The following is a 24,925-nucleotide window of genomic DNA, read 5'->3' as shown; positions in this document are numbered from 1 at the left end:
CAAACATGAATTCACATGAGAATAGAGTCGCCGCGCCGTTGCTTTCATTTCGTTTGAGCTTAGTTCTCTTCGCAGTACTCTCCGTTCTGCCTCTCGGCGGTTGTGCTAGGTGGGATAACCCCGTTCTTTCAGTGAAGGAGACGTCAGCCGCACAATTGCTCGGCGCCAACCAAATCAATGCGGCTACGCGCCAACGCATTTTGCGCGCCGTCGGTGAGGACGCTCAAGAGCGGGCTTTGCGGGATGATCTGAAGCAGCATCCAGGCAATGTCGATGCGGCAATCCGTCTTACAAAAGCATTGGTGGCGCAGAAACGTCCGCATGAGGCGCTTCAGGTTTTAGACAACGTCTTGGTCGTGACCCCAGACAATTTGCGTGCATTGAATGCGAAGGCAGTCATCTTGGACATTGAGGGGCGGCATGACGCGGCACAAGAGCTGTACCGGCAAGCTCTCGAAACCAACCCAGAGAATCAGATGTTGCACCATAACCTCCATCTGTCTCTTGCGTTTGAAGGGAAGTCCGAACAGAGGACTTTGCCACAATCGCGATAACGTTGCTGTGATGAATTCACCTTTGAGAAGCAGACGCAGCACGTCGTGCGTGCCTGGGGACGAGGCAGGCCCTATAGCAATTGAGCGCTGAACACGACATTAAAGGGACGGAACTGAGCGGCTAATCCTATTTTCTGACAGCGGCTCTGGTTTGAATTGGCGCTGTGTCCGTGGCGCTCGACACCGAGGGCGCGGCCGGCGCGCGGCGTACAGCGTTTTGTCGGTCCGGTTATTGACCTTGCCCGCATCCGCCTATCTCAGGGTCGCGTTACCGCTGAACTCACTGCCGTTGTCCTGACGATCATCATCGGTTCGCTGCGCTCCAGGATAAATCCCAGCCGAGCTCACGGGTGCAACACGCAGGCCAGGGCCATTATAAGAGTAGTGCGTAAAGGGGGCTCATCAAATGGAGCCAATTTGGTTCCCTAGGCGATTAAACAGCATGCGGCATCAAAAGTGTCACCCTACAGAATATTTATAGCATTAATATTGCCCCATAGTGTTGCTTCTGCGTAACCGTATTTAACATAGGGTCAAGTGCGTGATGCCTATACGCGGACAAAACGAAACTATTCCCTCAAATAAGCAGAAGGATGTCGACAAGACCTTGAACAAACTTGGTACGAAGTTTTCTGGCACGCGTGATAAGCACCTAGGATACCCGTACAACCTCGACTTTGACCACAGACCAATCTCTCAATCCCACAAATTTCTAAATAACATGGGTGCCATATGTCGGCTCACACTATGCGACCGAGGTCTGTGACTAGAGTGCGAGGTGGTCGACTGGACCATGCGGGTCGGGGAGTGCGCTGATCCAGAAGAATACTGGGGAACTGTGGGCGCAAGTGAAACTGAAGGTAATCGATGGCCATATACCTTGCGCGCGAGACCCTTGATAATCCTATTCTTATACACTCGACAGAGGGTAGTGTGCTGAAGGTTCTGCAGAATTCTCTGAGAGGGGCGGTTATGGCAGCCTGGTGATGACGAACGTGGATCATGACGTGCTGATCGCAACGCTCGACCGGCTGAAGCTGACGGCGATCCCCGACCAGCTCGACACGTTGCTGGACGAGGCAGCGCGTTCGCGAGCGTATCGAAAGAACGATCAGGCTTGGGTCGAGCAGAAGAACGGCGCGATCGTGCGACGGCTGGTCGGTTACGGAAGGCTCGTCGGCGCGGAGGCGACGGTTGTGCTTGGGCGGCTCTACGACGTGGTGCGTCTGTACGGCAATCTGTTCCAGCCTTCGTTCAAGCTGCGAGAGAAGACACGGATCGGCGCCCGCGTCGTCAAACGCTACCATCCGCCCGTGCCGCCTATCGCGCGGGTGGTTGCCCATTCCGGTGTGGCCGAGGCCGATAAGGAGCGGCTGCAGGCGATGTTGGAAAGGGAAGATCCGGTGATGCTGTTTGCCGGAATTCGTGCCGCACAGGAGGAGCTCGGAAAGCGGGTCGATCGCCGTGGCTTGAATGCCGGGACCGAAGAACCGCTCGCCATCGATCTGCAGCGATTCACCGTGAGCTTGAAGACAGCCTGGCAGGCTGGAGAGAAACGGCCGACACATCGGCGGCCCTATCGGCGAACCAAGCCTTACCCGAAAAGGCCGAGCATGCTGGAGCCATTCGAGCCCCAGATTCGAGCGTGGCTTGAGGCAGATCCGGCGCTCTCGGCAGCCCGCGGTGCTCCAGCGCCTTGTGAGCGCCGATCCGTCACGCTTCACCAAGAAAGCGCTGCGGACGGTGCAAATGGCCGTCAAGGCTTGGCGCATGGAAATAGCCGGGCAGATCATACTCGATGGCAACTGGATGAAGCGCGCGCCCGTATCTCCTCCCGCCGCGGCGCAGGGCTGTCCGGGGAAAGTTGCGGCTGAATCGAAATGTCGCAGGCGCATGCCCCGTCAGACGGGGATTTTCCGTCTACCTTCTGGTTGTCGAGACTCAGAAAGAGGACGGGGCATGCGGTTCACACGTAGCATTCTTGGCAAGCTGATTGAACCGGTCAATCGGCGCCGCTTCCAGACGATAGTGGATGATCACGACGGGGACGCCTACGACAAGGCGTTCCGCAGCTGGGACTGCTGGTGCTGATCTATGCCCAGTTGAGCGGTGCGGAGAGCCTGCGCGGCCTGGAGGCCGGCTGGAACGCCAACAGCCATCACCACTATCACCTGGGCAGCGACCGCTTGCCGATGCCAACGCCCGCCGCCCGGTTGCCGTCTTTGCCGAGACCTTCGGCCTGCTTGCCGGCCAACTCGACCGACAGACGCGCCGCGAGGGCCGGGCCATGCTGCGGCTGATCGATTCCACCCCGATCCCGCTCGGCAAGCTGTGCGGCTGGGCCAAGTCGAACGGCCGCATCCGCGGCATGAAGATGCATGTCGTCTATGACCCCGACAGCGACTGCCCGCGCCTCCTCGACATCACCGATGCCAACGTCAACGACGCCCAGATCGGTCGCACCATCGCCATCGAGAGCGGCGCCACCTATATCTTCGACAAGGGCTATTGCCACTACGGCTGGTGGACGGCGATCGCCGAGGCGAAGGCGTTCTTCGTGACCCGGCCGAAGTCCAACATGGGCCTCAAGGTGGTGCGCCAACGGCGCATCAAGGTCGCCGAGGGCGACGGCTTCACCGTCATCGACGACGCCACCGTGCGCCTGGCCAGCAAGGGTGATTCCAAGCTGCCGATCCCGTTGCGCCGCCTCACCGTCAAGCGCGCCGACGGCGACACCATCACGCTGCTGACCAATGATCGCAAGCGGCCCGCCGTGGCCATCGCGGCGCTCTACAAAGGCCGCTGGCAGATCGAACTCCTGTTCCGCTGGATCAAGCAGCACCTCAAGATCCGCAGTTTCCTTGGCAACAACGACAACGCCGTGCGCCTGCAGCTCTTCGCCGCGATGATCGCCTATGCGCTACTGCGCATCGCGGCGCGCCTTAACCGCATCACCATGCCGATCCTGCGCTTCACCGACTTGGTTATCCGCTGCCTCTTCGAGCGCCGCGACATCGCCGCCATCGAGCGGCCGCCACCGGTCAATCCCAGCCACAGGAGACCCCGGTGCTCCCCCCATCAAATGAGCTTCGCCTATGTCTGAATTTCCCCGGACAGCCCTGCGCCGCGGCGGGAGGATATACGGGCCATCTCAGTGCCCCCAACTTCAGTAACATTCCTGGATGAGGCAATAGGGGGGGTCAATTCTCCGATTCGCTTGACATGCCGGCTCTATCTCCCCCGATGCTCTCTCAGAGGTTATTCACGCAAATCGCCATCGCACCGTCATTCTCGCATTGACCTGTGGACCGACCATGAAAGGGGGCGCACGACGATATCGCGTCCTGCATCAAGGTTCTGGACCAAGTCGGGATCGATCCGAACCGACGCTTTGTCCACGTCGAGGGCGCGCTGAATGCAATGGTACTTCCCTTTGTCGATGGCTTACAGAGGGGCATCCGCCCTTCTTTCCGCCGTCAGCTACCTGCGCAGATGATGCGACCCCGATGGGATCGCGAAACGGCCACGCCGTTCTCGCGATTTGGAACGGGCGCATGCGCCTTGACATCGCTGGTTTCCGCAACAATCTTCGTGCCTGCATCGAACGCGCGGAGGGCTTCGCAGCAGCACTTCGCTCAGTGGGCGTCTTGGTATTGCTCAATCCGTGGTCATTGACGGTTGTGTTTCCAAAACAATCGGGGAGGCTCGTCAACGAATATCAACACGCATGCAATGGAGGTTCTGCCCACGCGATCGTCAGCCAAGCGTCAAAGCAGATCTCATCTATGATCATGGCCTTCCTTGGAGGCAGCTTCCTGATTGCTGGTGACGGCCTGACGACCGGAAGCATTGTCGCGTCAGCCTCGCTCTTGTCGCCGGCCTAGGTTACGCCAGCTTTATCTTCGCATGGAAGCTTTTCCGCGCTCTTCGCAGCCGTGTTCTTCGGGGAATGGCTAACAGGTCCAGAGTGTCTGCGGCACTGGCTATCGTCGTTGGTGCGTTGATCACTTCCATGCCTGAGCGCCGTGTCGCCTTGGATGTTTCTATGCGGGCGTTTATATGGCGCTGCTTTTTGTGGTGGTTGACCTGCGAGAGCATCGGCCCGAGCCGCCGCACTACAATAGAAAACCTGTCGCCGGGGGATAGTGAATGTGCGCGGCGGACTACGGTAGGTCAGCCGCCGTTGCACCGTGCCTGGTGCGTGCGGGCGGTCGGCCCTCAGCAGGCGCTCGGCCCGTAATCGGGCCTCGCCACCGCCGGCATGCCGTGGCTCGGGTCCTCCCTGCGCTTACACGGACCCCTGGGCACGAATATCAGGAGCAGGGCTTCCGGCCCGGGGCAGGGGAGTAGGGAATCGCATTTGACTATTTTGGTTGCATTTGGAGGGCCGGGGGATTCTTGAGATAGGCAGTTCGTGGAGCAGAAACCGCCATTCCTTATCTTGAAAGCTGTTTCGGGGCGTCTCCATGCAAATAGGCCCAATTGGCGAAGGGGAGTAGGGCACCGGTCGATCCTTCTCCCGACGAACTGCTCAAGCACGTCTCGCTGCTCAGTTCGGAGCACATCAGTCGCGATCGTCGCAAGCAGCGGATGGTGCCGCCCCGGCGCGAGTGGGCTTGAATGCCTGAAGAAAGACTCCAGCGAGCTTACGGACGTATGCATGTTGCTCGGTCGCCATCACCGATAAGTTCCCTTTCTCCACAATCGCCTCGAGACTGGGCTTGATCTGCAGCTGCCGAATCCAGCCGACTTTCGATCGCATCTTCATCGGCATCATTGGCAGCCTGGAGGGCCAAAATCGTGTGGCGGAACAGTCGCAGCGCTCCCCGATCCCGCTCAGGGTTTCAACATCATTCTCGGTCAGGAGCGCGGCACCAGGAGATCGCCAAGAATTGAGCTTCTACAGCGGGTCGGCTATCGCCAAGCGCGGGCCATTTTTGAGGCAGCCTACACCGTTGCCGGCATAGCTGAAGCTTAAAGAAACCGATGCACCTCGCGAGGTGAGCAACGGACCGTAAGTTCGCCGTCAGCTTAACGAAGCATCGTGCGAAGCGCGGTCTAAGCGGCCCCATATTGGCAATAACCGTGCGAAGGGAAACGAACGCCATGCACAGTCCCATCAGTGGTTCATTCACAAGCTCTACGCAAGTTCACGATCCGATTCATCCAGCGAACAGCGATGGTTTCAGGGAGACGCTTGCGAATGTTGAACTCCGGACGAAATCACCAAGTGCGGAGTGCCCCGATAAGATGGGGTGCTGCGCCAGCAAGCCACAAGCATCTGATCCGAACAATCCCAGTACCTCCTCTCCTGCGAGACCGAGCACCTCCCTGTTCCGATACAGGACGGCCGAATTGGCCCAGGCGAACGCAGATGGAATCTGCGTCGGCTTGACTGCGGAGTGGCTGCGTAACCTCAACAGTCATCCGTCAATCCGAATGGAGGCCCTAGTACCCGGATCGCAAAGGCACGCCTCAGCCACTGTTCGGCAGAAGGAGTACGAGAATCTGAAGGTTCACCTCCGAAGACAAGGAGCAGGACCTTCTGAGGCCGACTTCGCGGCGCAAAACACTATGTTGCAGAAAGCAGGCCTTGCTCCATCCGGAAAGGAGAAAGTATACAAAGTCGGCGAGCCTAACTTCCCGCGCATGCTAACCAAGATTACAGCCGACGGATCCAACCATTTGCTCAGCTTGTATTTCGCTGAGGGCGGCGCACACACCGTTGCGACCTCGGCAATGGATGGAAACACCACGCTCTTCGATCCTAATTTCGGCGAATTTACTGTGCAATCAGATCAGATAGATGATTTGTTCCGAAGCCTAGCCAATCGCTACAGCAATCCAAACCGGCAGCATTTAACAACGGTGACCACCCAAAAGATGACATGAGTCGGGCGTCCTGCGCGGCGTAGTGTTCACTGAAGTCCACGTAAATCCTCGTCGATGCTTGTGCTGAAGAGGTGGGATTTTGGTACGCTGAGCAGCAATAGCTGCTGCGTGCGGGGCAGGAATTGGACGACGCGCCGGCGGACCAGGTGGGTTTGAGCAGCAGCTGGCCATCTGCAGCTCAGCTTATCGGAGAACTCCGCCGAGCCGATTTCGCCCGACACTGGTTCGGTAGAGGTGCATGGAGGTATTCAGCGCATTAGCCTCCGCGGTTCGATGCTGATGCCGCCGCAATCCAACTGGCAGGACAATCGGTTCAGCAGTGTCGCGGCACAGGTCGACGTTCCTCGCGCCCACATTCGCGGTCATGCAAGGTTCTCCATCTGACTTGCGCAACAGGACTTTTCGACATTCCAGCCGATGAAGACAGCTTTGCAGCGCGACAACCAAGATGAGACGCCAGCGGCAAGCACGACCAGGTCGTCGATTATCGGCATGTCATCCATTCGCTGCGCAAAAAGCCGATGGCGCTCCTTCAGCTTGTCTATCGCGACAAGCTGTTTCCGCGGCAGGAATACCGAAGGGCCTTCGAGACCCTGCTCGACCGGCTTTCCGACAAGCAGGCCTGCAAGATCACCGTCGAGCTCTTGGCCTTGGCCCACGATCGGGGCTGCGAGCGGGAACTGGCAGAGCGGCTCGCTAAAACACTCGATGCGGACGAACTGCCGGACATCATCGCGCTGAGGACTTTCTTCGCGCCCGATCCGGCACAGTTGCCCACCGTCAACGTTCGTCTCGCCTCCCTCCAGGGCTATGAGGCCCTGATCGACGCGCGTCATCTGGAGGACGCCGCATGAAAAACGCCCCTGCCATCGACGCCGCCACGCTCAGCACGCTGCGCAATGAACTCCGCCTTCCGGCCATCAAGGTCCTTTGGCCGGACTTTGCCGAACGGGCCGACAAGGAGGGGTGGCCAGCGGCCCGGTTCCTGTCGGTGATCGCCGAGCACGAACTGGCCGAACGCGATCGCCGCCGCATCGAACGCCATCTCGCCGAGGCGCGATTGCCACCGGGAAAGACGCTCGACAGCTTTGACTTCGACGCCGTGCCGATGGTCTCCAAGGCACAGGTCATGGCGATCGCCGCCGGGCGATAGCTGGCTCGCCAAGGGAGCGAACATCCTGTTGTTCGGCCCGCCCGGTGGCGGCAAGAGCCATCTCGCCGCCGCAATCGGCCTCGCGCTCATCGAGAACGGTTGGCGGGTGCTGTTCATGCGTACGACCGAGCTCGTTCAGAAGCTGCAGGTGGCACGTCGTGAACTCCAGCTCGAATCCGCCATCGCCACGAAGCCCAACCGACATGGACAGTCGCGCTGCGCTGCGGGCAGCGATCGAGACAGCTTCAACGACAGACCAGGGTCAACGATCGCAAAAACAATCAGTGCTACGTACCGGGTACGCCGGGCCCTGCTGCCAATGGCAACCGTGATCGAACGCATGGGTTGTCGGCCCGCGCCATTGCCCGGCGTCGTGCCTAGGCAGCTCTGATCGGAGCTGACGCTTACGCGCTCGAGATCGATCCTCGCTTGCAGGCCCCGCATCCGGTCTGGGGGGTGGGACATCCGGGAGGGTGACGCCACTTAGCCTGGCTCGCTGGTGACTTCAACGCCAGCCGTCGGTACGCGACAGTCATAACGCAGGCATCAAACTCCGCCAGAAGCTCACTGATGACGCGGCAGACGATGTTCATCAAGCCAATCGGCTGCCTGCTCTCGCAGGTCAACAACCGCAAAATGCAGCGCCATATGAACGCTCGCATAGAAACATCTAAGGCGCTGTGACTGTTCCTCGCCGCGATTTTTGGCCCCTGCAGGCTGCCAATGACGCCGATGAAGATGCGATCGGGACTATAGACCGGAAAGTCGCTGACACCGGCTGCTGCAGATCAAGCCCGGTCTTGAGGGGATGGTGGAGAAAGGGGAGGTATCGCCTCTGGTGATAGCGACCAGCAACGAGCACACGTTCGTAAGCTCGCGGGAGGCTTCCTTCCAGGCGTTCACGTTCGACTCGCCCCGGGGGCTATAGACGAACACCTTATGCCCAAGCCCGACTGAGTGAGCATGTTACATGTTCATCCACGGTATGGATGATAGCTATGCAAAAACTCGATTTTTCCATTCTCGCGAAATTCGATTAAGAAACTCGTACAGGTTGGAGGCAGAGTGGACAGTCAGACACCGGCCACGCAGATATGATTGGCAATCCGTCCGCGGATGCATTGAGGCAGGCTTCATGAGCGAATTCAAGTGGGGTCACATTCGCGGCGATCTGAATTCTCGGCTCCCCAGCTATAGCCGCAGGCAGCGCAATCTCGGGTGCTCACCCGTACGTGCGTGCCCTCCAGTACATCACAAGCCCTCGCTTGGTTTAGCTCGGTGCGACGGAAATCGACAGGCGCCGCCGCCGAGGGTGCTGAATTGGCGCAACTGGCAGATTCATGAGGCACTTGTTTGAAAGCAAAGCTCGGTCGATCTATTGGCCGCTTCGGCGACGAGCGGGGCAACATAGCTGTTCTTTGCTTTACAACGGCAGCGCAACGCCGAACCCGCCAAGCGTTTTTTGAGGAGACCTGCTCCGGCTTGAGTTCGGAAGACACTTCCCGAGACACTGCATCGCCAGGTAACGCATCTCATCGGCTCCGTTGAAGCTCAGTTTATCGCGGGTGCCATCTTGTGGCCCACAAACACCACTTACGAGGAGAAGACATCAATGGATCAGCCCGCTTGGAAGAATCCGCGTACGGCCCTGATCGTCGATGGCAGTGACGCTGCACGTCAACGGCGTATACCGAATCTGGCGTCGGTCGACCTAAACCTGCTAGTGGAGCTCGAGGCCTTATTGCAGTATCGAAACATCACGCATGCGGCTCAACATGTCGGTAGGAGCCAACCGGCAATGAGTAGAGCCCTATCAAGGCTGCGTGACATGTTCAATGACGATCTCTTGGTACGCGGCTCGAGTGGCCTAGTCCCAACACCGCAGGCCGAACACTTGGCGCAAATGCTGCCGTCGGTATTGAATGCTATCCGCGAACTGGTGAGCTGCAGTTCCGGCTTAAGGGATTTGCGGTCGAAGGTAACTATGGCAATGCCCGATCACCAATCGCTAGTTCTGCTGCCATATCTATTGCCGCGTTTAGGTGAGCGTGTGCCTCATGTTGACATCGTCACCGAGCCACTTTTGGACGGCGCTCTACGGCGTCTCGAGCAAGGTGAGATTGACTTTGCGATCGGGCAGATTGGTGCCGCTCCTCCAGGCTACTTGCGGCGCGGTCTCTATGCGGACCGCTTCACTTGCCTGCTTCGCCACGACCACCCTGCATTAGAGCAGGAGTGGAGCGTCGGAACCTTCGCGGCGCTGCGTCACGCCTCTATTGCCTCGGATTCCAACGAGGGCCTGGGTCAAGTCTATGATGGGCTGGTCAGGTTCGGACTACCCGGTCCGATAGTGGTCTCCAACGTGCTGACTGCGGCAGTTGTAGTGGCGATGACTGACCTAGTGCTGATGATACCGAACCGAGTTGCAACTCGGGTGGCGACTATGCTGCCGCTCGCTATTGTAGATCCACCCGTGGAGCTGAAGCCATACGAAGTTGCGTTGATCTGGCACCAGCGCTGCCATCATGACTTGGAACATCGCGTGCTGCGTCGCGAAATCGCCGCCGCAGCGCGGATGGGCCGGCTAGACGTGTCACAAGACCAAAGGGCGAGGCGGCAGAACGATAGTTGAACTCACCGCTGAACGGAAGGGTGCAGCGAAGGACAGCCCGACACCGCGTGCGATTGATCCCATCAAGCGCCGGGTGTTTGACGCTTTAGCTTCCTCAAGGCATCAGTTCATCTCGGGGTTCTCGCTGCCATGTCATCGCACTCGCCGTGGACGCTGGCGCCACTCTGCTAAGTGCCGCTTTGCATCGTCAACATTTGACCTATATTGCACTGCAACAATGGTAGGCTTGCCTGATCCACCATTATGGTCACAGGTTCCCTTCAAGCGGGAACGCGCGCTCGCTGCGCACGATAGAAGGAGTTCCATCTCATGAAAAATTTAATCCACAACGTGGGCCCAAACGACGCCCGTAGGGACCACGTCGATATAGGTGATGCGGTTCGGCGATCTCGCGAAGCGGTCGGATATAGCGTCGACGACCTCGCATTAACATGCGGTCTGACATGCGCCGAAATTTCAAGGATCGAATTAGGTGCTGATGTCGACCCTGAACGGCTCAGGCGTGTAGTCGCTGCCCTTCGAGTGCCAGCCACCACCTTCGCATTGAAACATTCATGAACAGCATTCAGTGGAAACAAGCTCCGCAAGCTCGAGTATAGTCCCCGACGCGATTGCCACCTATGCCGACACCCTCATTTCAATAGGTGGCGTACAGTCGAACCACACGCGGAGTGTCGCTGCGGTTGCAGCGAAGACCGGCATGAAATGCCTCCTGGTTCAGAACAGTTGTGCCATCGGCCGTGATACACGACCCGGCGCTTCTGCATTCCTATGCACATCAATCCAGCCGAGAACATCTCGGTATCTGTGCGAGAACGACTTCACCATCTGCGTCGGCGGCGAAATCATCGATAAATCAGTCAGGCCTGGAACCTCTTCGTCAACAACAAAGTGCTTCGTCACCTCCATAAAGTCAGGCAAATGGGCGCAGGTGAAAACTTAAATGCAATCGAGTCGACATTCACCCTCACGAGTTCTCCTAACGACCAAACTCTTCTCATCAAACGTTCGTGCTCCTCAAGTTCCGGTACCGTGCTAATGCCCAGAGCGGAAAGAACTTGGAGTAGCCGTGATATCGCAAATAAAACACCCGCGGAAAACCCGTGGCGGTGTAGCGCTGCTCATCCCACAGACCGTTCTCGGTTTGTGCGTTTTTTAGGTAGTTCACCCCGCGTGCGACGGCCGGATGCTCCACCTCGCCGGCCGCCATCAGTCCAAGCAAGGCCCACGCCGTTTGGGAGGACGTGGAAGGCGCCTGCTCATATCCGCTATAGTCGAGTCGGTAGCTGATTGCATCCTCGCCCCAACCGCCGTCCCAACTCTGGATGGATACTAGCCATTCCACCGCCTTCCTTATCATGGGGTCTTGGTGATCGATCCCTGCGGCATTCAGCGCGCACAACACCGACCAGGTACCGTAGATGTAGTTCAGGCCCCAGCGGCCGTACCATGATCCTTCCGCGTGTTGGGTGCGGCGCAAATATGCAATCCCCTCGGCGACTGCCTTGCTCCTTTGGGTGAATTCGCCGACCTGGGCCAACATCGAGACGCACCGTGCGGTAACGTCTTCGGTCGGCGGGTCGAGCAGCGCGCCATGGTCCGCGAATGGGAGGTTATTCAGGTAGTATTCGAGATTGTTGACGTCGAAGGCGGCCCAGCCGCCATCCCGGCTTTGCATGCCTTCGATCCATTCCCGGCCACGTGCGATCGCGGTGGCGTATTCCTTGCTGCCGGCGTGCCGCTGCGCGCGGTCCATGGCCATGACCACCACTGCAGTGTCATCGAGATCGGGATAGTGCGCGTTGTTGTATTGAAACGGCCAGCCGCCGGGCCTGATGTTGGGCGCCTTCACTGCCCAGTCGCCCTTCACGTCCAGTACCTGCCGCGGCTTCAGCCAGTCCAGGCCCTGCTTCGCTTTCGCCACGGCGTTAGCGCCGCCCACCTCCTGAAGTGCGTGGCACGTCAGCGCGGTGTCCCAGACCGGCGACAGGCAGGGCTGGCAATAGGCCTCTTCCTCGCCGATCACCAAGAGCTTGTCAATAGCGCGACGTGCTATCGCGCGCGGCGGAAAATGATCGTCTTTACCGAGCGCGTCATACATCATCACGATATTGGCCATCGACGGATAGATCGCGCCCATGCCATCTTCACCGTTGAGCCGCTCTTCAGTGAAGGCGAGCGCACTCGCGATCGCGCGCTCACGAAGTTTCTTCGGAAGATGCGGCTCAATAACCCGCAGGATGCCGTCGATGCCGCGGAACAGCAAGAACCAGCCCCAGCTCTGGTGCGGCGCCTTCGGGTTCATGCCTACGCTCTTGGTATCCTGAAGGAACAGTTCTTCGATGCCGACGCCCTTAGGATTCTTCGCACGCGGCTTCAGCACTGCAAGAACCATCAGCGGCACAATAGTGGTGCGCGCCCAGTAGGAGATCTTGTAGAGGTGGAACGGCGACCAGATTGGCAGTAGCACGATCTCGATTGGCAGAACCGGCACCGCGCGCCAGCTAACTACGCCATAGAGCGCGAGCAGGAAGCGCGTGAGTACGTTGCTGTTGGCGGCGCCGCCGCGCGCGCGGATCGCCTCGCGCGCCTTCACCATATGAGCCGCGTCGACGGAATCACCGATCATCTTGAGCGCGAAGTAAGACTTCACGCTTGCGCTCATATCGAAGGGCCCGTCATGCACCAGCGGCCAGCCGCCGTGCGCGCCTTGAGTGCGGCGCAGATAATTTCCGATTTTGGCTTCGAGCACGACGTCAATGGGCTCGGCCAGGTAATGACGTAGCAGGATGTATTCGGAAGGGATGGTGGAATCCGCTTCAAGCTCGAACGCCCAATGGCCGTCGGCATGACGATAAGCGAGCAGCGCCTCAGTGGCTGAGGCGATGCTCATTTCCAGCGCGGCGGGATCGATGGCAGTGCGATTTCCGGAATGCTTATTCACTGACTTCCTGCGTGTTCGGCAGCGTGCAAAACCGTCTGGATTTATCAATCAAGTGTTTGTCTCTGAAAGAGCCAGATCGGCGGCACGGTTACCCGACCGCACCGATCCCTCGATGGTTGCCGGCAAACCGGTTGCGGTCCAGTCGCCAGCAAGGAACAGGTTTTTGCAACCGGTCACGGGCCCTGGACGTAGCGCGTTCTGCTCCGGGGTGGCCTGGAATGTGGCCCGGCGCTCACACACGATCTGCCACGGCGGCAGCTCGCCTGAGATCCCACCGGCCTCGCACACGTCGCGCCAGATCACTCGCACGACCTCCTCACGCGGAATGTCAAGCAGGCGGTCGCCATTGCTAATGGTGACTGAAAGCCGCTGCGGATAGGCGAACAGCCACTCCACGAGCCCGCCGACCACGCCCAGGATCGGATCCGCACCGACTGGCGGATCGAAGCGAAAATGGGCATTAACGACGGCGCGGAATTCGGTCGGGGTTTTCAGGCCGGGCAGGAGCGTCGCGGCCGCCCGTGGCGGCACGGCGAGGATCACGGCGTCGTCGGGGCCGACCGCTATCTTGTCGTCACCGAAATCAAGTTCGCTGATGATCTCGGCCGATTTGGCAAGCTTGCGCAGTTTATGGCTGAGGCGGACGGTGGCGCCCCGCCTCTCCAGGAGCTTGACCGCCGGCTCGACCAGAACGGCGCTCAGTCCGTCGCGCGCGACTAGCGGACGGCAAGCCTCGCCGCCCGCGAGCAGCGTTTCCCGTACGATGGCACCGGCAAGCCCTGCCGAGCCCTCCGGCGGATCGCAATTCAGGGCGGCGAGCAGCAGCGGCCGCACCAGACGCCGGTACAGCGTACCATTGCAGGGTATAGTGTTTCCGACCAGTTCATCCGCGCCGGCCCATAGGATTGGCGCGAGCTTCAGGTAGTCCCACAGCCTGGTGTCGGGGACGCGACGCGCCTTGTGGAACACCCAGGTCGGAAGCCTGCCGCCGCCGAGATCGACCTGCCAGCGCTGTACGGTGGAGATGTCGACGAAGGGAAACTTGGCACTCGTCGGACCGACAAGACCGGATTCCGTTCCGATCGCACGGGCGTAGTTGCGCACATATTGGTTGCCCGATAGAACCAGATGGTTGCCGTTGTCGATGGTGAGATTGGTTGCGGAATCGAAAAAGGAGCGGCATCGACCGCCGGCCTGTTGCGTCGCTTCATAGACATGCACCGGCAAACCTGCATTGCTCAACTGCACGGCCGCGGAAAGGCCGGAGATCCCGGCGCCGATAATGTGAACATTTTTTGGCATCACAACATCAAGGCGTAACGGAAGAGAATGGCGCGCTTTGTGAGATTGGTTACACGCACCGGTTCCCGGGGAGCCGCAAAACCCCTTATCAGCAGCAGGTCCAAGATCGCGCGGTAACATTTGGACATGATGGTGGGGGCGCGTACTATTCTGCGCGGGTTGCAATTCATGATCTCGTCGGATTCGGCAAAATGCATCATCGCGCGTTGGGCCAGCGGTGCGCACGCCTTGGGCAGCGCCTTGTCGGCGATGACTTTATGTGGGTCGCTGCTGGTGATACCGGCGTGATCGAGGCTTTCGCGTGGTATATAGAGCCGACCCAGCCCAGCATCCTCGTCTATGTCGCGCAGGATGTTGGTGAGTTGCAGCGCACGACCGAGGTGATGCGCAAGTGCAATGCCATCCTCCTCGCTCAAGCCGAACACACGCACCGACATCCTTCCCACGGCGCTGGCGACACGGTCGCAATAGAGATCCAGGGTTGCCATTTTGGGCGCGCGGATGTCTTGTAGTACGTCCATTTCCATGCCGTCGACAACGGCTAGGAAATCCTCTCGCTTCAGCCCGAAGGTCGTTACCGAGGCGAGATAGTCCTTTAGCCGCGGCGGCGGTACACATTGGTAGAGCGCGTCAATGTGATCGCGCCATTGCTGAAGTGCAGCAAGGCGGTGCTCGCGCGGTTCGTCGGAGTCGGCGATGTCGTCGACCTGGCGGCAGAAGCTGTAGATCTGGAATATCGCCTCGCGCTGCACCGGCGGGAGGGTACGCATTCCCAGATAGAACGAGCTGCCAAGGGCCGTAGAGCGGTGGTTCGCGTGGGCCGCCGCCTCCGCCCTCATACGTCGACAGTCGTCTTGAATCGCGTACCGCGGCCGAACGCACGGCGCGCGGCTTCGTTTGCCATTGCGCCGACGCCATGGAGCAGCAGCTCAAGCGGCGACAGATGCACGCGCTCCCTTAGAGGATCGCGCATCTTCAGCATCGACACGATCTTATCGGCAAAAGACAGTATGACGGAGACCTCGAACCGGAGGCGAAAGTCCTTCACCTGCGACACCAGCGCTCCGCCCCCGTTGAGCAGCACCTCGGCCTTCGCTGCGAGAGAGCGCAGGCATTGTAGCATCTGCAACGAGGATTTTGCGGCGCCCAGCTCTTCGATGGAGGCGCCGCTGGCTGAAAGCGCATCGCGCGGAATATAGACGCGATTGAGATTAAGGAAATCCTTGCCGCAATCCTGCAGGTGGTTACAGACCTGCAGTCCCGCGCACAACACATCCGATGCCGGCCACGTCGCGGCACTTTCGCCGTGGACGTCGAGCACAAATCGGCCGACCGGCATCGCCGAGTATCGGCAATAATCGATCACCTCGTCCCAGTTCTCGTAACGCTGCTTAGTCACGTCCATTCGGAAGGCGGTGAGCAGATCGAGTGCATGACGCGGCGGCATGCCGCGTCGGTCAAGCGCAGTGCGTAGGTGTACAGCTTCTGCTCGCGTTTCGCCCTTGCCGAGCAGCTCGGCTTCCAGGAGGTCGAGGTACAGAAGCTTCTCGTCTGGCGCGAGCGTCGCGTGATCGGCAATGTCATCGGCCATGCGGACGAATCGGTAGAAGGCAAGAATCAGCGCTCGGTGCCGCGGATGGATAATCCACGACGCAACGGGGAAATTTTTCTCGCGGTGCATTGCGTCCGACCTGGGGCCGCTGCCGCTCGTCATTTAGCACCATCGTCGGTTTTGCAGGCGTTGGATGCTGCTGAAATGCAGTCGGGCCCCCGAATAAATCGTACAATCCACGAAGGTACGGCGGCGGCCAAAGACGTTATCGACCGGCGCGCGTTTTTATCCCCGAGAATTATCCGATGCGAATCTGTTTTTCGAGTATACTGATTCGTTCTGACGAATTCTTTGCTGAAAGCGTCGGATGAGACTATATCCCAGTAGCTAAAGGCGATTCGACTACCGCGCATTATGAATACACCACATCCCTGCCATGCAAACATATCCCACCACTCAATTATTACGCGGTCATCTTCTTCGTAGATGAACTCCGGAGCGCAAATCCTCTCCGCAATGGCGCGATTTGGTCGAAAAATCTTTTGGATTGCCGCGCGTCCTATCACGGGGCGCTGCATCGGCCAGAGGCTCATTGCATTTTCGTGGTACAGCTCAGCCAAAGCGATCGCATCACCCTTATTGAATCGTCGAATCCACTCTTCGACCGTCCCGCGCGCGCTCATTGAAATGCTCCTTTCTCAAGACCTTTGCTACCATCGGTCCGTCAGGATCCGGCATTTTCCAGCTGTCGATTCGATAGCCAGAGGGATATCGCCCGACTCGATCCCCAAACATAATGAGGCACAAAGCGGCGCACAGCGATTGCTGTGCGAGCATAAGCGCCGCGTTTCGTTCGTTCAGTCATTGCAGGTGATGTCCACGGTGATCACTCGATGCCGCTTCTAAAAGCGATCGGTGCACCTTCAACGAAAGTCGCGGAGCCCCACGCAGCGTGGAGAAACTCGCGTATGGGTCACTGGACGGGTTGTGGCCGTGTTTTTTGTAGGAAACCGCGACTTTGGCAAAGCTCGAACTCACCCTCTCAGTTGCGCGCGCGACGCCCTTTTCAGGCACGGCACCGGCCCACGCTAGTGTTGCTGAAATACAACCGTGATCCGAGTGGAAAAGCGGTCCACCGGAAGAGCTAAATCAGATGTATTTTTCACCAGAGTTTCACATAGTCTCGCTTTATTGAAATCCATTTTTTCAATGACATAAATCTATACGGTAGATTCACAGCCGAGTATGCTTCAGCCACAGGCGGTTCTGCAGTCAGAACGTCGCGGTTCTCAATTTGAGGAGTTATCAGTGATGTTTAAGACAGAACGAGGCTGCGATCGTGAAGGAATGGATGAGCGTTTTTTCGAGTGCGGTGTCGCGCGAGACCGGTGCGCCACTGGCAGACAGTGTAGGTCATCGCTGCTCCGGTCAATGTCACGGCGAAGACCGGCACTTGTCCTGGGGCCGGCGGCGCCTATCCACTGGGAACAACGGCGGTCGAGCGGGCCTGTTTCTACCTGCCAATGCGAGCCTGATCACCCGTACCGGCGCTGTAGTCGGCTCCGAGTGCAGCGTTCAGGCAGGCGGTATATTTTCACGGCCCCCCGTCCGCCGTCGATTACGATGCTGCATCTTCAGGCGGCACAAATCTTGCGCCGACGAACCGCGAACTCGTCGACGCCGTTGATGAGCGGGTAGGGGTGATCGCGGAAGAGACCGGGCGGCCAGACGTTTGCGGAACGCACAAGCGACTCGCCCGTGACCCGCAGGCCGATGGTGTGGGAGGGAGCGGCGCCGTGGGGCGTCTTTGCAAACCGGTGTCAGTGCCAGAGTCGCGACCCGCCTTAATTATCAGCCACATTGCTGACAAACGATTCATAGGATTTGGCCAGTCCCAGCTCGAGCGAGGTCTTCGGGCGCCAACCCATCGACACGAGTCTTTCGCTAGATAAAAGCTTTCGTGGCGTTCCGTCCGGCTTGGATGTGTCGAAGACTATATCGCCTTTAAAACCAACAACACGGCAGACGATGTGGGCTAGTTCAATGATACTTATTTCCCCCCCGGAGCCTATGTTAATGTGTTCCGTTTCGGAATAATGCTTAAGTAGGAAGACCAGGGCGTCGGAGCAGTCTTCACTGTACAAAAAGTCTCGAGTAGGTGTGCCGCTTCCCCATATAGACAAGCACCCAAGGTCTTTAATCTTTGCCTCATGTGCTTTGCGTATTAAGGCAGGGACGACGTGGCTGGAGTTAAGATCGAACTTATCGCGTGGGCCATAGAGATTTGTCGGCATGGCTGATATGAAGTTTGCGCCGTATTGCTTACGATACGCTTGACACAACTTAATGCCGGCGATTTTGGCGATCGCATACCACTCGTTGGTCGGCTCAAGTGGTCCGGTTAATAGAGCCTCTTCCCTTATGGGCTGCGCCGCATACTTCGGATATATGCAACTCGATCCAAGGAAAAGAAGCTTTTCAACGCCACTGCGGAAGGAGCCCTCAATGACATTAGCCTCCATGATAAGGTTTTGATAGATGAAGTCAGCGGGCATAGTATCATTTGCCAGGATCCCACCCACCTTCGCTGCCGCCATTATGACCGCGTGCGGCTTTTCCTTTAATAGAAATTTCTCAACTTCCTCTTGCCGCGTCAGATCAAGCTTTTGCCTATCTGCAACGATGACTTCGCAATCCTCGGAGGCAAGCGATCGAATTATGGCGCTGCCGACCATACCTTTGTGTCCTGCGACCCAAATACGCTTTCCGTCTAGCAAATACATCGGCATCTCGCCTCTTACTGTCGGGTGCCCCTCAAATAAGAGAGATCTTCCCTTACCATTTCGCAAGCAAGATCTCTCACACTTGTCTCGTGCCTCCAGCCCAAAACCTGCCGGGCCTTGGTGGCATCGCCTAAAAGTAAATCTACTTCCGTGGGCCTGAAATAGCGCGGATCCACCGCAACGACGCATCTGCCTGTCGCGGCGTCTATGCCCCTTTCTTCAATGCCTTCTCCCACCCATTCAATCGTCATTCCGGTTTCCTCGAAGGCCCATTCGACAAACGTGCGAACCGATGTTGTCACCCCGGTAGCCAGGACATAGTCGCCTGGTCTATCCTGTTGACACATCATCCACATGCCCCGCACATACTCACGGGCATGTCCCCAGTCACGTTGAGCATCTAGATTTCCAAGATAAAGGACCTCTTGTTTACCTAGACTGATTGCCGCTGCAGCCCGGGTGATCTTGCGAGTCACGAACGTCTCCCCACGAAGCGGACTTTCGTGGTTGAAAAGAATACCGTTGGAGGCATGCATGCCGTAAGCCTCTCTATAATTTACGACAATCCAGTACGCGTACAGCTTTGCGGCCGCGTAGGGTGAACGCGGGTAGAATGGCGTCTTTTCGTTTTGGGGGCTCTCTTGAGCCAGCCCATATAGCTCTGAAGTCGATGCCTGATAAAAGCGAGTCCGATTGGTCAGCCCAAGAATCCGAATAGCTTCCAGCATGCGCAATGTACCAATTGCATCGGCGTTTGCAGTGTACTCGGGGGTTTCGAAGCTTACCTGAACGTGGCTTTGCGCTGCAAGGTTGTAGATCTCATGCGGCTGGGTTTGCTGAACAATGCGCAGCAAATTGGTCGAATCCGTCATATCCCCATAGTGGAGAAAAAATCTCGCTTCAGGATCGTGACGTTCTTGATAAATGTGCTCTATCCGTTGAGTGTTGAATGATGACGAACGACGCTTTATGCCGTGAACAATATAGCCTTCGTCCAACAGCAGTTCAGCAAGATAAGCCCCATCCTGACCCGTTACGCCAGATATTAAAGCTACTTTCCGGTCTGTCACTTTGTCGAATCTCCAGTGATATTCCTGCGGGAGAGGGCGTGCGCTAGGGCAGCTGGTGTGAAGGAAATCGTCGTGCTTCGGCGACAGAGCGGGCCTATGGAGGCATTGCGGTTTTCAAAGCAGTATTGCCGGAGACGTGCGGGCCGGGGCAACTGGGCATGAGGCGCTCGTGTCCCTTGGAGCGCGCCCAAGTTTCTCCATGACTGCTCTTCACCACGCCTAGAATTGAGGTGACGATTTTCATTCAAGAGGCGGTATTTGTTGAAGATCTTTCGATCACGACCAGGCGACTAGGATCGTTCAGATCAAACTCAATAACCCTTGGGACAGAAAGGCGTGCGTAACGTGTAAAGGCGCTTGTCGGAGGAAACCGAATGACGGTGTCGCAAAGCCCAAGAAGATACATCTCGACGAGGGCGGAAATTCCGCCCTCAACCCCGAGATCTGCGCTGTGTAATGGGCCAGACTGATCCGCTCGGAAACTTTTCGGGATCGTGAGAAGATCGGGGAACCTACTCGACACCTGGTCCAATACCCGCGCGCTATCGGTGCACAAAATCACCCGCACAGGCTTCGGGTGGGGCAACGCTTTGGCAGCATTAATGGCAGTGCACACTTGATGCACGGCAAGGTCCGGATCGGCCCAGTAGGGTGCATGGTCCATAACGTCTTCGCCGTTACCATGCCGAACATGAACCCCGATCGCACTGTACCCATAGAAGTGCTCCTGATAGATAGCGTCTATGCGAGCCTGAATTTCAGCCCGAGGCTTGACACTGCAGAAAATCTGCCGCTCTGCCTCCTCGTCGCAGCGCCACATCAAACACGCATCACACACTACCGTGTTGGCCTCGACATCATCTTGGGCCTGGAAAAGTTCATCGAGTTCGTCTCGCTCTCGAAAAACCTGAGCATCTGGGCGGTAAACACATTCAATCGCAGGTTTATTCCACCAATTTGGGAAGAATGGTCCTGGGAAGGAAAACTCGTTGACCCGGTTATCGCAAATAAAAGGGACACCTGCGATATCCTTGATTGGTTCAAAAAACACCGGAAAGGCGTTTGTGAAGGGCTGATCAAGGTAGCAGGACCCGCGCCAGTCAACGGCTAACGTTCGCGCCGTCCTTTGGGCGTAGCGCCAAGCGGCCGCCAGCGACCACAGACAGTCACCGAAACCAGTACGTCTCCGAGAGAGGACATATCGATTGTACAATGCTGCCCGTCCTTAGTGCCGCCGCTCTGACTTACTGTCTTCTACGGATTTCCAATCAATTCAGAGCTTCCTAATGGAGTTCGGCAACATCAGTAAAATTTATATTTTGAATGGCAACCATCCACATATTGGATGTAAAGGGGACGTGTCTTTCAGGGCTTATCTTCACGTTAGGTGGCGAACCATCGACGCTAGCGGTAACAGATCTGCATATCAGCAAAGCCTAACTTACACCATTGAACTGTTAAGGACCGCCAGTCCCTGAGCCAGCAAATGTTCGGCAGCATCTGGGTCGTCTGCCTCGACGTAGCAACGCAGTTCAGGCGCATTTCCTGAAGGGCGGATGTGCAGGATACGGCCGCCTTCAAATGTCAGGCGCAGGCCATCCACGTCGTCCGTGCCCGCCACGCGACCGATCCGGCTGAATAAATGGGAAACATTAGCTTTTGACGCTTTCAAGAATGCCACTAGGGCGTCGCTCCTATCGAACGGATAGTTCTCGATCCGGCCGGACAAAGCGACTGGCAAACGATGCATCGCGACGATCCCCGAGAGGGGAGTTTTGGCCTCTACTGCCATGTGGAGCGCTGCAATGATGGGAAGGACGCAGTCCCGGGTCGGCAAGGCGGGAAGCGACGCGCCTCCGAACGAGAAGTTCGAACCTAGCATGACGCCACCGTTGGCCTCGAAGCCCATCACCCGCTGCTTGCCACGGGCAACCGCCTCAGTCATGGCTGCAATGACGTAAGGTGAGCCAACGCGGGTACGCACCACCTCGACGCCACTCGCCGCCTCGATCCCGGAGTTGCTGGTTATTGGCGTAGCAATAAGCTTGGCCTCCAGCAGCCTTGCGCAAATAAGACCGAGCAGATCACCGCGCAATGGAGTTCCCGTTTCATCCGTTAGCAGGGGCCGATCGGCATCTGCGTCGGACGATACAATGGCGTCAAAGGCGAACTCCTTCGCCCAGGCAGCGAGCATCTTACATGTCGCCGCCGAAATAGCTTCCGTGTCAACAGGGATGAAGACCTCAGATCGGCCTACCGGTACGACATTTGCGCCATGACCTTCCAAGATGGTGGTCAAAATATCGCGGGCAACGCTGCTGTGCTGATATAAGCCGATCTTTAGCCCCTTAAGGCCCGATTTTGGAAGCAGCGTTTCGTAACGTTGGATATAGAAGTCAGTTGCTTCGCTGGAGTGGTCGGCGCCGCGGCCACACTCAACCCTGGTTGCATCTGCATCGGCTGAAAGCTGCTCCGCCAACGCCGTAATCGCCTGCTCGTCGGCCTTGTTGATCTCACCGTCAGGCAGATAGAACTTAATGCCGTTTCGGTCGGCCGGAATATGCGAGCCTGTGATCATGAGTGATGCTGCACCGAGTTTTCGGCCGTACAATGCAAGCGCTGGTGTCGGCAGCCCTCCGCAGTCGACCGGCACCATTCCCGCCCGGGCGAGCGCCGCCATGCAGATAGCGGCGATTTCCGAACTTGAATCGCGGAAGTCGCGACCGACCAATACGGTCGCCCCTGGCGCGACCCGTCCTCTGTCGAGGAGCATCCTCGAAAAGGCTGTAGCATAGAGCGCCGACACACTACCCACGAGTTCTGTTGCCAACCCGCGCAGACCACTTGTGCCGAATTTGGGACCCATTAACTAGCCTTTTTTTGCCGGGCAGCGTTCAGCAGGTAGTCGACGCCACCGGGGCAAGCCGAATGAATTCGCATCCACTAATGAGATTGCTTCGCTCTCGCCACACTGTTATGAAGCTTCCATCAAACGCAATCAAAAATGACACCATGCTTCCAAAGATTATCCCAGCTATCATGGCAGGGGGTAGGGGCACAAGGCTCTGGCCTCTGTCACGCGCAACTGCCGCAAAACAGTTTCTAAAGCTAATCGGCGAGGAAACGCTCTTTCAAGACACGCTTAAGCGCGTTTCCGATGCCAAAGTTTATGGAGCACCACTCGTCATCACAAATGAGGAATTTCGCTTCCTGGTTGCCGAACAGGCGCGCGAGCTCGGGGTCACGCTTTCCAGCATAGTACTTGAGCCGGTGCCGCGCAACACGGCAGCCGCAGTAGCCGTCGCCGCCCGGATCGTGGCTGATCGGTTTGGTGAGGACGCGCTATTGCTTGTGCTGCCGTCGGACCACGCGATTACGGTAGACGATACTTACAAGAAATGCGTGCGCTCCGCCTGCATCGCCGCAGCGGAGGGCAAGCTCGTGACGTTCGGTATTCAACCCACTTGGCCAGCAACAGGATACGGATACATCGAACGTGGCACTTACCTTGGCAAGGACGTCCATGCGGTTCAATGTTTTGTCGAGAAACCAAGTCTCGAAAAGGCGGCGGCTCTTTTGGAGACCGGCAATTACTATTGGAACTCTGGGATGTTCCTTTTCCAGGCGGCCAGCATTATCGCCGAACTTGAGGAACATGCACCCGACGTGTTGTCGGCGGTGCACGCCGCGGTCAGGGGCTCAACGGTCGACGCCGATTTTATACGACTTGCCCCGGAGAGTTTCAGCCAAGCGCCATCCATCTCGATCGACTATGCACTGATGGAGAAAACCGCAAACGCCGCCGTGGTCTGCTCGGATTTTGCTTGGTCGGATCTCGGTAGTTGGGATGCTGTATGGAAGAATGAGGAGCAGAATGCTGATGGTAACGTGCTCAAGGGCAATGTTACGGCCTGCAACACGAAGAATTCGCTTGTGTTGTCGCATACCGCGCATCTCGCTGTACAGGGGATGGATGGAGTTGCAGTCATCGCTAGCGAGGACGCAGTCTTCGTCGGGCGACTGGAGGAGGCCCATGAGATCGGAAACTTGGTGAAGCGCCTCGCCGCGGACGAAAATACGGCACGTCTTACGGAATTGCACCCAACTTTGATACGGCCATGGGGCGGCTACACCACTATGCTTAACGGCGATCGCTTCCAAGTAAGGCGGTTGTTCGTACGCCCTGGGAAGATGCTTTCTCTCCACAAGCATTTTCATCGATCAGAGCACTGGATCTGCGTGAAGGGCACCGCAGAAGTGACAATCGAGGATCGAGTAACGATCCTGCACGAGAACCAGTCAATCTACATCCCCGAGGGGGCGATACATCGCTTGGGCAACCCTGGCAAGATCATGCTGGAGTTGGTCGAGATTCAAACTGGTGCCTACCTGGGCGAGGACGATATCATCCGCGTCGCAGACGAATCGAGAAATGAAATGCCAGATTCGAGGCGTACGGGCCCATAGGGATAGCGTGCCCTTTGCGCAGTCCGGCACCTTCGCACGCATTACGGTATCTGGAGCGAGGACGTGGTGGCACCATCGGCAAGCGTTGCACCGGCGGCCGCGGACGGGTCTGACGACATGCGATGGATACCGCCCTCTGCGTCGACACGATCGTAGATGCGTGTTCTCCTCCGTGGGCCCGGCACGATCGTTCTCCTGCGCAACGCATACCTCGCGACGAGGTAGGCCGAAAAATCCGGCTTTCTTCGCGCGCAGCATTTCGAGACGACCTTTCTCGACGGGCAGATCGCCCGGCGTCTGCGACCCGTCCGGCTTCTTTTTCTTTGAGCGGTTTCTCGCAGCAGCACCGCTTGCACGCGGCTCCATTCCGGCTTTTTTTACCGACAGATCAGCTATGCGCTTGAAGCGCTGCTTGCCGTCCCGTCTGGCGGAAGGCCCGCGAGGAACGGCGAAAAGGCGGCGCCGAAGCCCCTGCATTGTTAGTGGCAAGGCTGTTGCGGTGGGCGTTGACGGTTTCGCTCCGGCTCGATCCCTACGGTCGAAAAGACGAAATGGCAGGAGCGGTCGGCCGTTTTG

16 protein-coding genes and 8 pseudogenes are annotated in these 24,925 nt (G+C 57.9%); 13 read left to right on the top strand and 11 right to left on the bottom strand.

Going from position 1 to position 24,925, the window contains the following annotated elements; genetic code table 11:
- The first annotated feature begins 5 nt into the window (after nucleotides 1-5).
- The 4 genes and pseudogenes from NGR_RS29995 to NGR_RS29975 all read left to right on the top strand — a co-directional run bounded on the left by NGR_RS29995 (nucleotide 6) and on the right by NGR_RS29975 (nucleotide 4,438).
- Nucleotides 6-554 (top strand): tetratricopeptide repeat protein, encoded by a 549-nt coding sequence (locus NGR_RS29995; protein ID WP_010875093.1) that lies wholly within the window; start codon nucleotides 6-8, stop codon nucleotides 552-554.
- A 986-nt stretch (nucleotides 555-1,540) separates the two neighbouring features.
- Nucleotides 1,541-1,648: pseudogene (locus NGR_RS32705) on the top strand (ATP-binding protein); the annotation flags it as partial.
- 865 nt (nucleotides 1,649-2,513) lie between these two features.
- A pseudogene (locus tag NGR_RS29980) lies at nucleotides 2,514-3,657 on the top strand (IS4 family transposase).
- 451 nt (nucleotides 3,658-4,108) lie between these two features.
- Nucleotides 4,109-4,438, top strand: a complete 330-nt coding sequence (locus NGR_RS29975) for a hypothetical protein (protein WP_164924713.1) — start codon at nucleotides 4,109-4,111, stop codon at nucleotides 4,436-4,438.
- A 287-nt stretch (nucleotides 4,439-4,725) separates the two neighbouring features.
- Here the strand turns inward: NGR_RS29975 and NGR_RS33340 are convergent.
- Nucleotides 4,726-4,901, bottom strand: a pseudogene (locus NGR_RS33340) (integrase); the annotation flags it as partial.
- A 217-nt stretch (nucleotides 4,902-5,118) separates the two neighbouring features.
- On the bottom strand, nucleotides 5,119-5,328 hold the full coding sequence (locus NGR_RS29970; protein WP_164924712.1) for a hypothetical protein: 210 nt from the start codon (nucleotides 5,326-5,328) through the stop codon (nucleotides 5,119-5,121).
- A gap of 332 nt (nucleotides 5,329-5,660) precedes the next feature.
- Between NGR_RS29970 and NGR_RS29965 the strand changes: the two genes are divergently transcribed.
- From NGR_RS29965 to NGR_RS29940, 7 genes and pseudogenes are all read left to right on the top strand, one after another.
- A complete protein-coding gene (locus tag NGR_RS29965) occupies nucleotides 5,661-6,446 on the top strand; it encodes a YopT-type cysteine protease domain-containing protein (RefSeq protein WP_010875091.1) in 786 nt (261 codons plus the stop codon).
- Nucleotides 6,447-6,907: 461 nt separating this feature from the next.
- Nucleotides 6,908-7,300: pseudogene (locus NGR_RS29960) on the top strand (IS21 family transposase); the annotation flags it as partial.
- Nucleotides 7,297-7,786: pseudogene (locus tag NGR_RS29955) on the top strand (ATP-binding protein); the annotation flags it as partial. The pseudogenes NGR_RS29960 and NGR_RS29955, both read left to right, overlap by 4 nt.
- 1 nt (nucleotide 7,787) lies before the next feature.
- Nucleotides 7,788-8,518: pseudogene (locus tag NGR_RS33705) on the top strand (Tn3 family transposase); the annotation flags it as partial.
- Between the two features lie 693 nt (nucleotides 8,519-9,211).
- Nucleotides 9,212-10,231: a LysR family transcriptional regulator gene (locus tag NGR_RS29950; RefSeq protein ID WP_010875089.1), complete on the top strand. Its 1,020-nt coding sequence runs from the start codon at nucleotides 9,212-9,214 to the stop codon at nucleotides 10,229-10,231.
- A gap of 309 nt (nucleotides 10,232-10,540) precedes the next feature.
- A complete protein-coding gene (locus tag NGR_RS29945; protein WP_078070602.1) occupies nucleotides 10,541-10,789 on the top strand; it encodes a helix-turn-helix domain-containing protein in 249 nt (82 codons plus the stop codon).
- Between the two features lie 3 nt (nucleotides 10,790-10,792).
- Nucleotides 10,793-10,958: pseudogene (locus NGR_RS29940) on the top strand (1-aminocyclopropane-1-carboxylate deaminase); the annotation flags it as partial.
- 273 nt (nucleotides 10,959-11,231) lie between these two features.
- Here NGR_RS29940 and shc read toward each other — a convergent pair.
- From shc to NGR_RS29915, 5 genes are all read right to left on the bottom strand, one after another.
- Nucleotides 11,232-13,124 (bottom strand): squalene--hopene cyclase, encoded by a 1,893-nt coding sequence (gene shc, locus NGR_RS29935; RefSeq protein WP_164924766.1) that lies wholly within the window; start codon nucleotides 13,122-13,124, stop codon nucleotides 11,232-11,234.
- A gap of 99 nt (nucleotides 13,125-13,223) precedes the next feature.
- The gene (hpnE, locus tag NGR_RS29930; RefSeq protein ID WP_010875087.1) at nucleotides 13,224-14,477 is read right to left on the bottom strand and encodes a hydroxysqualene dehydroxylase HpnE; all 1,254 of its coding nucleotides are present in this window, start codon (nucleotides 14,475-14,477) and stop codon (nucleotides 13,224-13,226) included.
- The gene (gene hpnD / locus NGR_RS29925) at nucleotides 14,477-15,316 is read right to left on the bottom strand and encodes a presqualene diphosphate synthase HpnD (protein WP_010875086.1); all 840 of its coding nucleotides are present in this window, start codon (nucleotides 15,314-15,316) and stop codon (nucleotides 14,477-14,479) included. The genes hpnE and hpnD overlap by 1 nt, the downstream gene beginning before the upstream one ends.
- Entirely contained in the window at nucleotides 15,313-16,191 is an 879-nt protein-coding gene (hpnC, locus tag NGR_RS29920; protein WP_010875085.1) for a squalene synthase HpnC, read from the bottom strand. The genes hpnD and hpnC overlap by 4 nt, the downstream gene beginning before the upstream one ends.
- Nucleotides 16,188-16,712, bottom strand: a complete 525-nt coding sequence (locus NGR_RS29915; protein WP_164924711.1) for a nuclear transport factor 2 family protein — start codon at nucleotides 16,710-16,712, stop codon at nucleotides 16,188-16,190. The genes hpnC and NGR_RS29915 overlap by 4 nt, the downstream gene beginning before the upstream one ends.
- Nucleotides 16,713-17,660: 948 nt before the next feature.
- On the opposite strand from NGR_RS29915, the pseudogene NGR_RS29910 reads away from it, so the two are divergent.
- Nucleotides 17,661-17,981 (top strand): annotated as a pseudogene (locus NGR_RS29910) (hypothetical protein); the annotation flags it as partial.
- Here the strand turns inward: NGR_RS29910 and fcl are convergent.
- The 4 genes from fcl to NGR_RS29890 all read right to left on the bottom strand — a co-directional run bounded on the left by fcl (nucleotide 17,874) and on the right by NGR_RS29890 (nucleotide 22,748).
- A complete protein-coding gene (gene fcl / locus NGR_RS29905) occupies nucleotides 17,874-18,812 on the bottom strand; it encodes a GDP-L-fucose synthase (protein WP_164924710.1) in 939 nt (312 codons plus the stop codon). The pseudogene NGR_RS29910 and the gene fcl overlap by 108 nt on opposite strands.
- 14 nt (nucleotides 18,813-18,826) lie before the next feature.
- Complete coding sequence (gmd, locus tag NGR_RS29900; RefSeq protein WP_010875083.1) at nucleotides 18,827-19,882, bottom strand: GDP-mannose 4,6-dehydratase; 1,056 nt, start codon at nucleotides 19,880-19,882, stop codon at nucleotides 18,827-18,829.
- 244 nt (nucleotides 19,883-20,126) lie between these two features.
- Complete coding sequence (gene nodZ / locus NGR_RS29895) at nucleotides 20,127-21,095, bottom strand: nodulation protein NodZ (protein ID WP_010875082.1); 969 nt, start codon at nucleotides 21,093-21,095, stop codon at nucleotides 20,127-20,129.
- A 228-nt stretch (nucleotides 21,096-21,323) separates the two neighbouring features.
- On the bottom strand, nucleotides 21,324-22,748 hold the full coding sequence (locus NGR_RS29890) for a phosphomannomutase (RefSeq protein WP_010875081.1): 1,425 nt from the start codon (nucleotides 22,746-22,748) through the stop codon (nucleotides 21,324-21,326).
- 146 nt (nucleotides 22,749-22,894) lie between these two features.
- Here NGR_RS29890 and NGR_RS29885 point away from each other — a divergent pair, with 146 nt between their 5' ends.
- Nucleotides 22,895-24,349 (top strand): mannose-1-phosphate guanylyltransferase/mannose-6-phosphate isomerase, encoded by a 1,455-nt coding sequence (locus NGR_RS29885; protein ID WP_164924709.1) that lies wholly within the window; start codon nucleotides 22,895-22,897, stop codon nucleotides 24,347-24,349.
- Nucleotides 24,350-24,925 lie beyond the last annotated feature (576 nt).

This window comes from Sinorhizobium fredii NGR234, from assembly GCF_000018545.1.
Lineage (GTDB): Bacteria > Pseudomonadota > Alphaproteobacteria > Rhizobiales > Rhizobiaceae > Sinorhizobium > Sinorhizobium fredii_A.
This window is presented reverse-complemented; position numbering and strand designations above follow the sequence as displayed.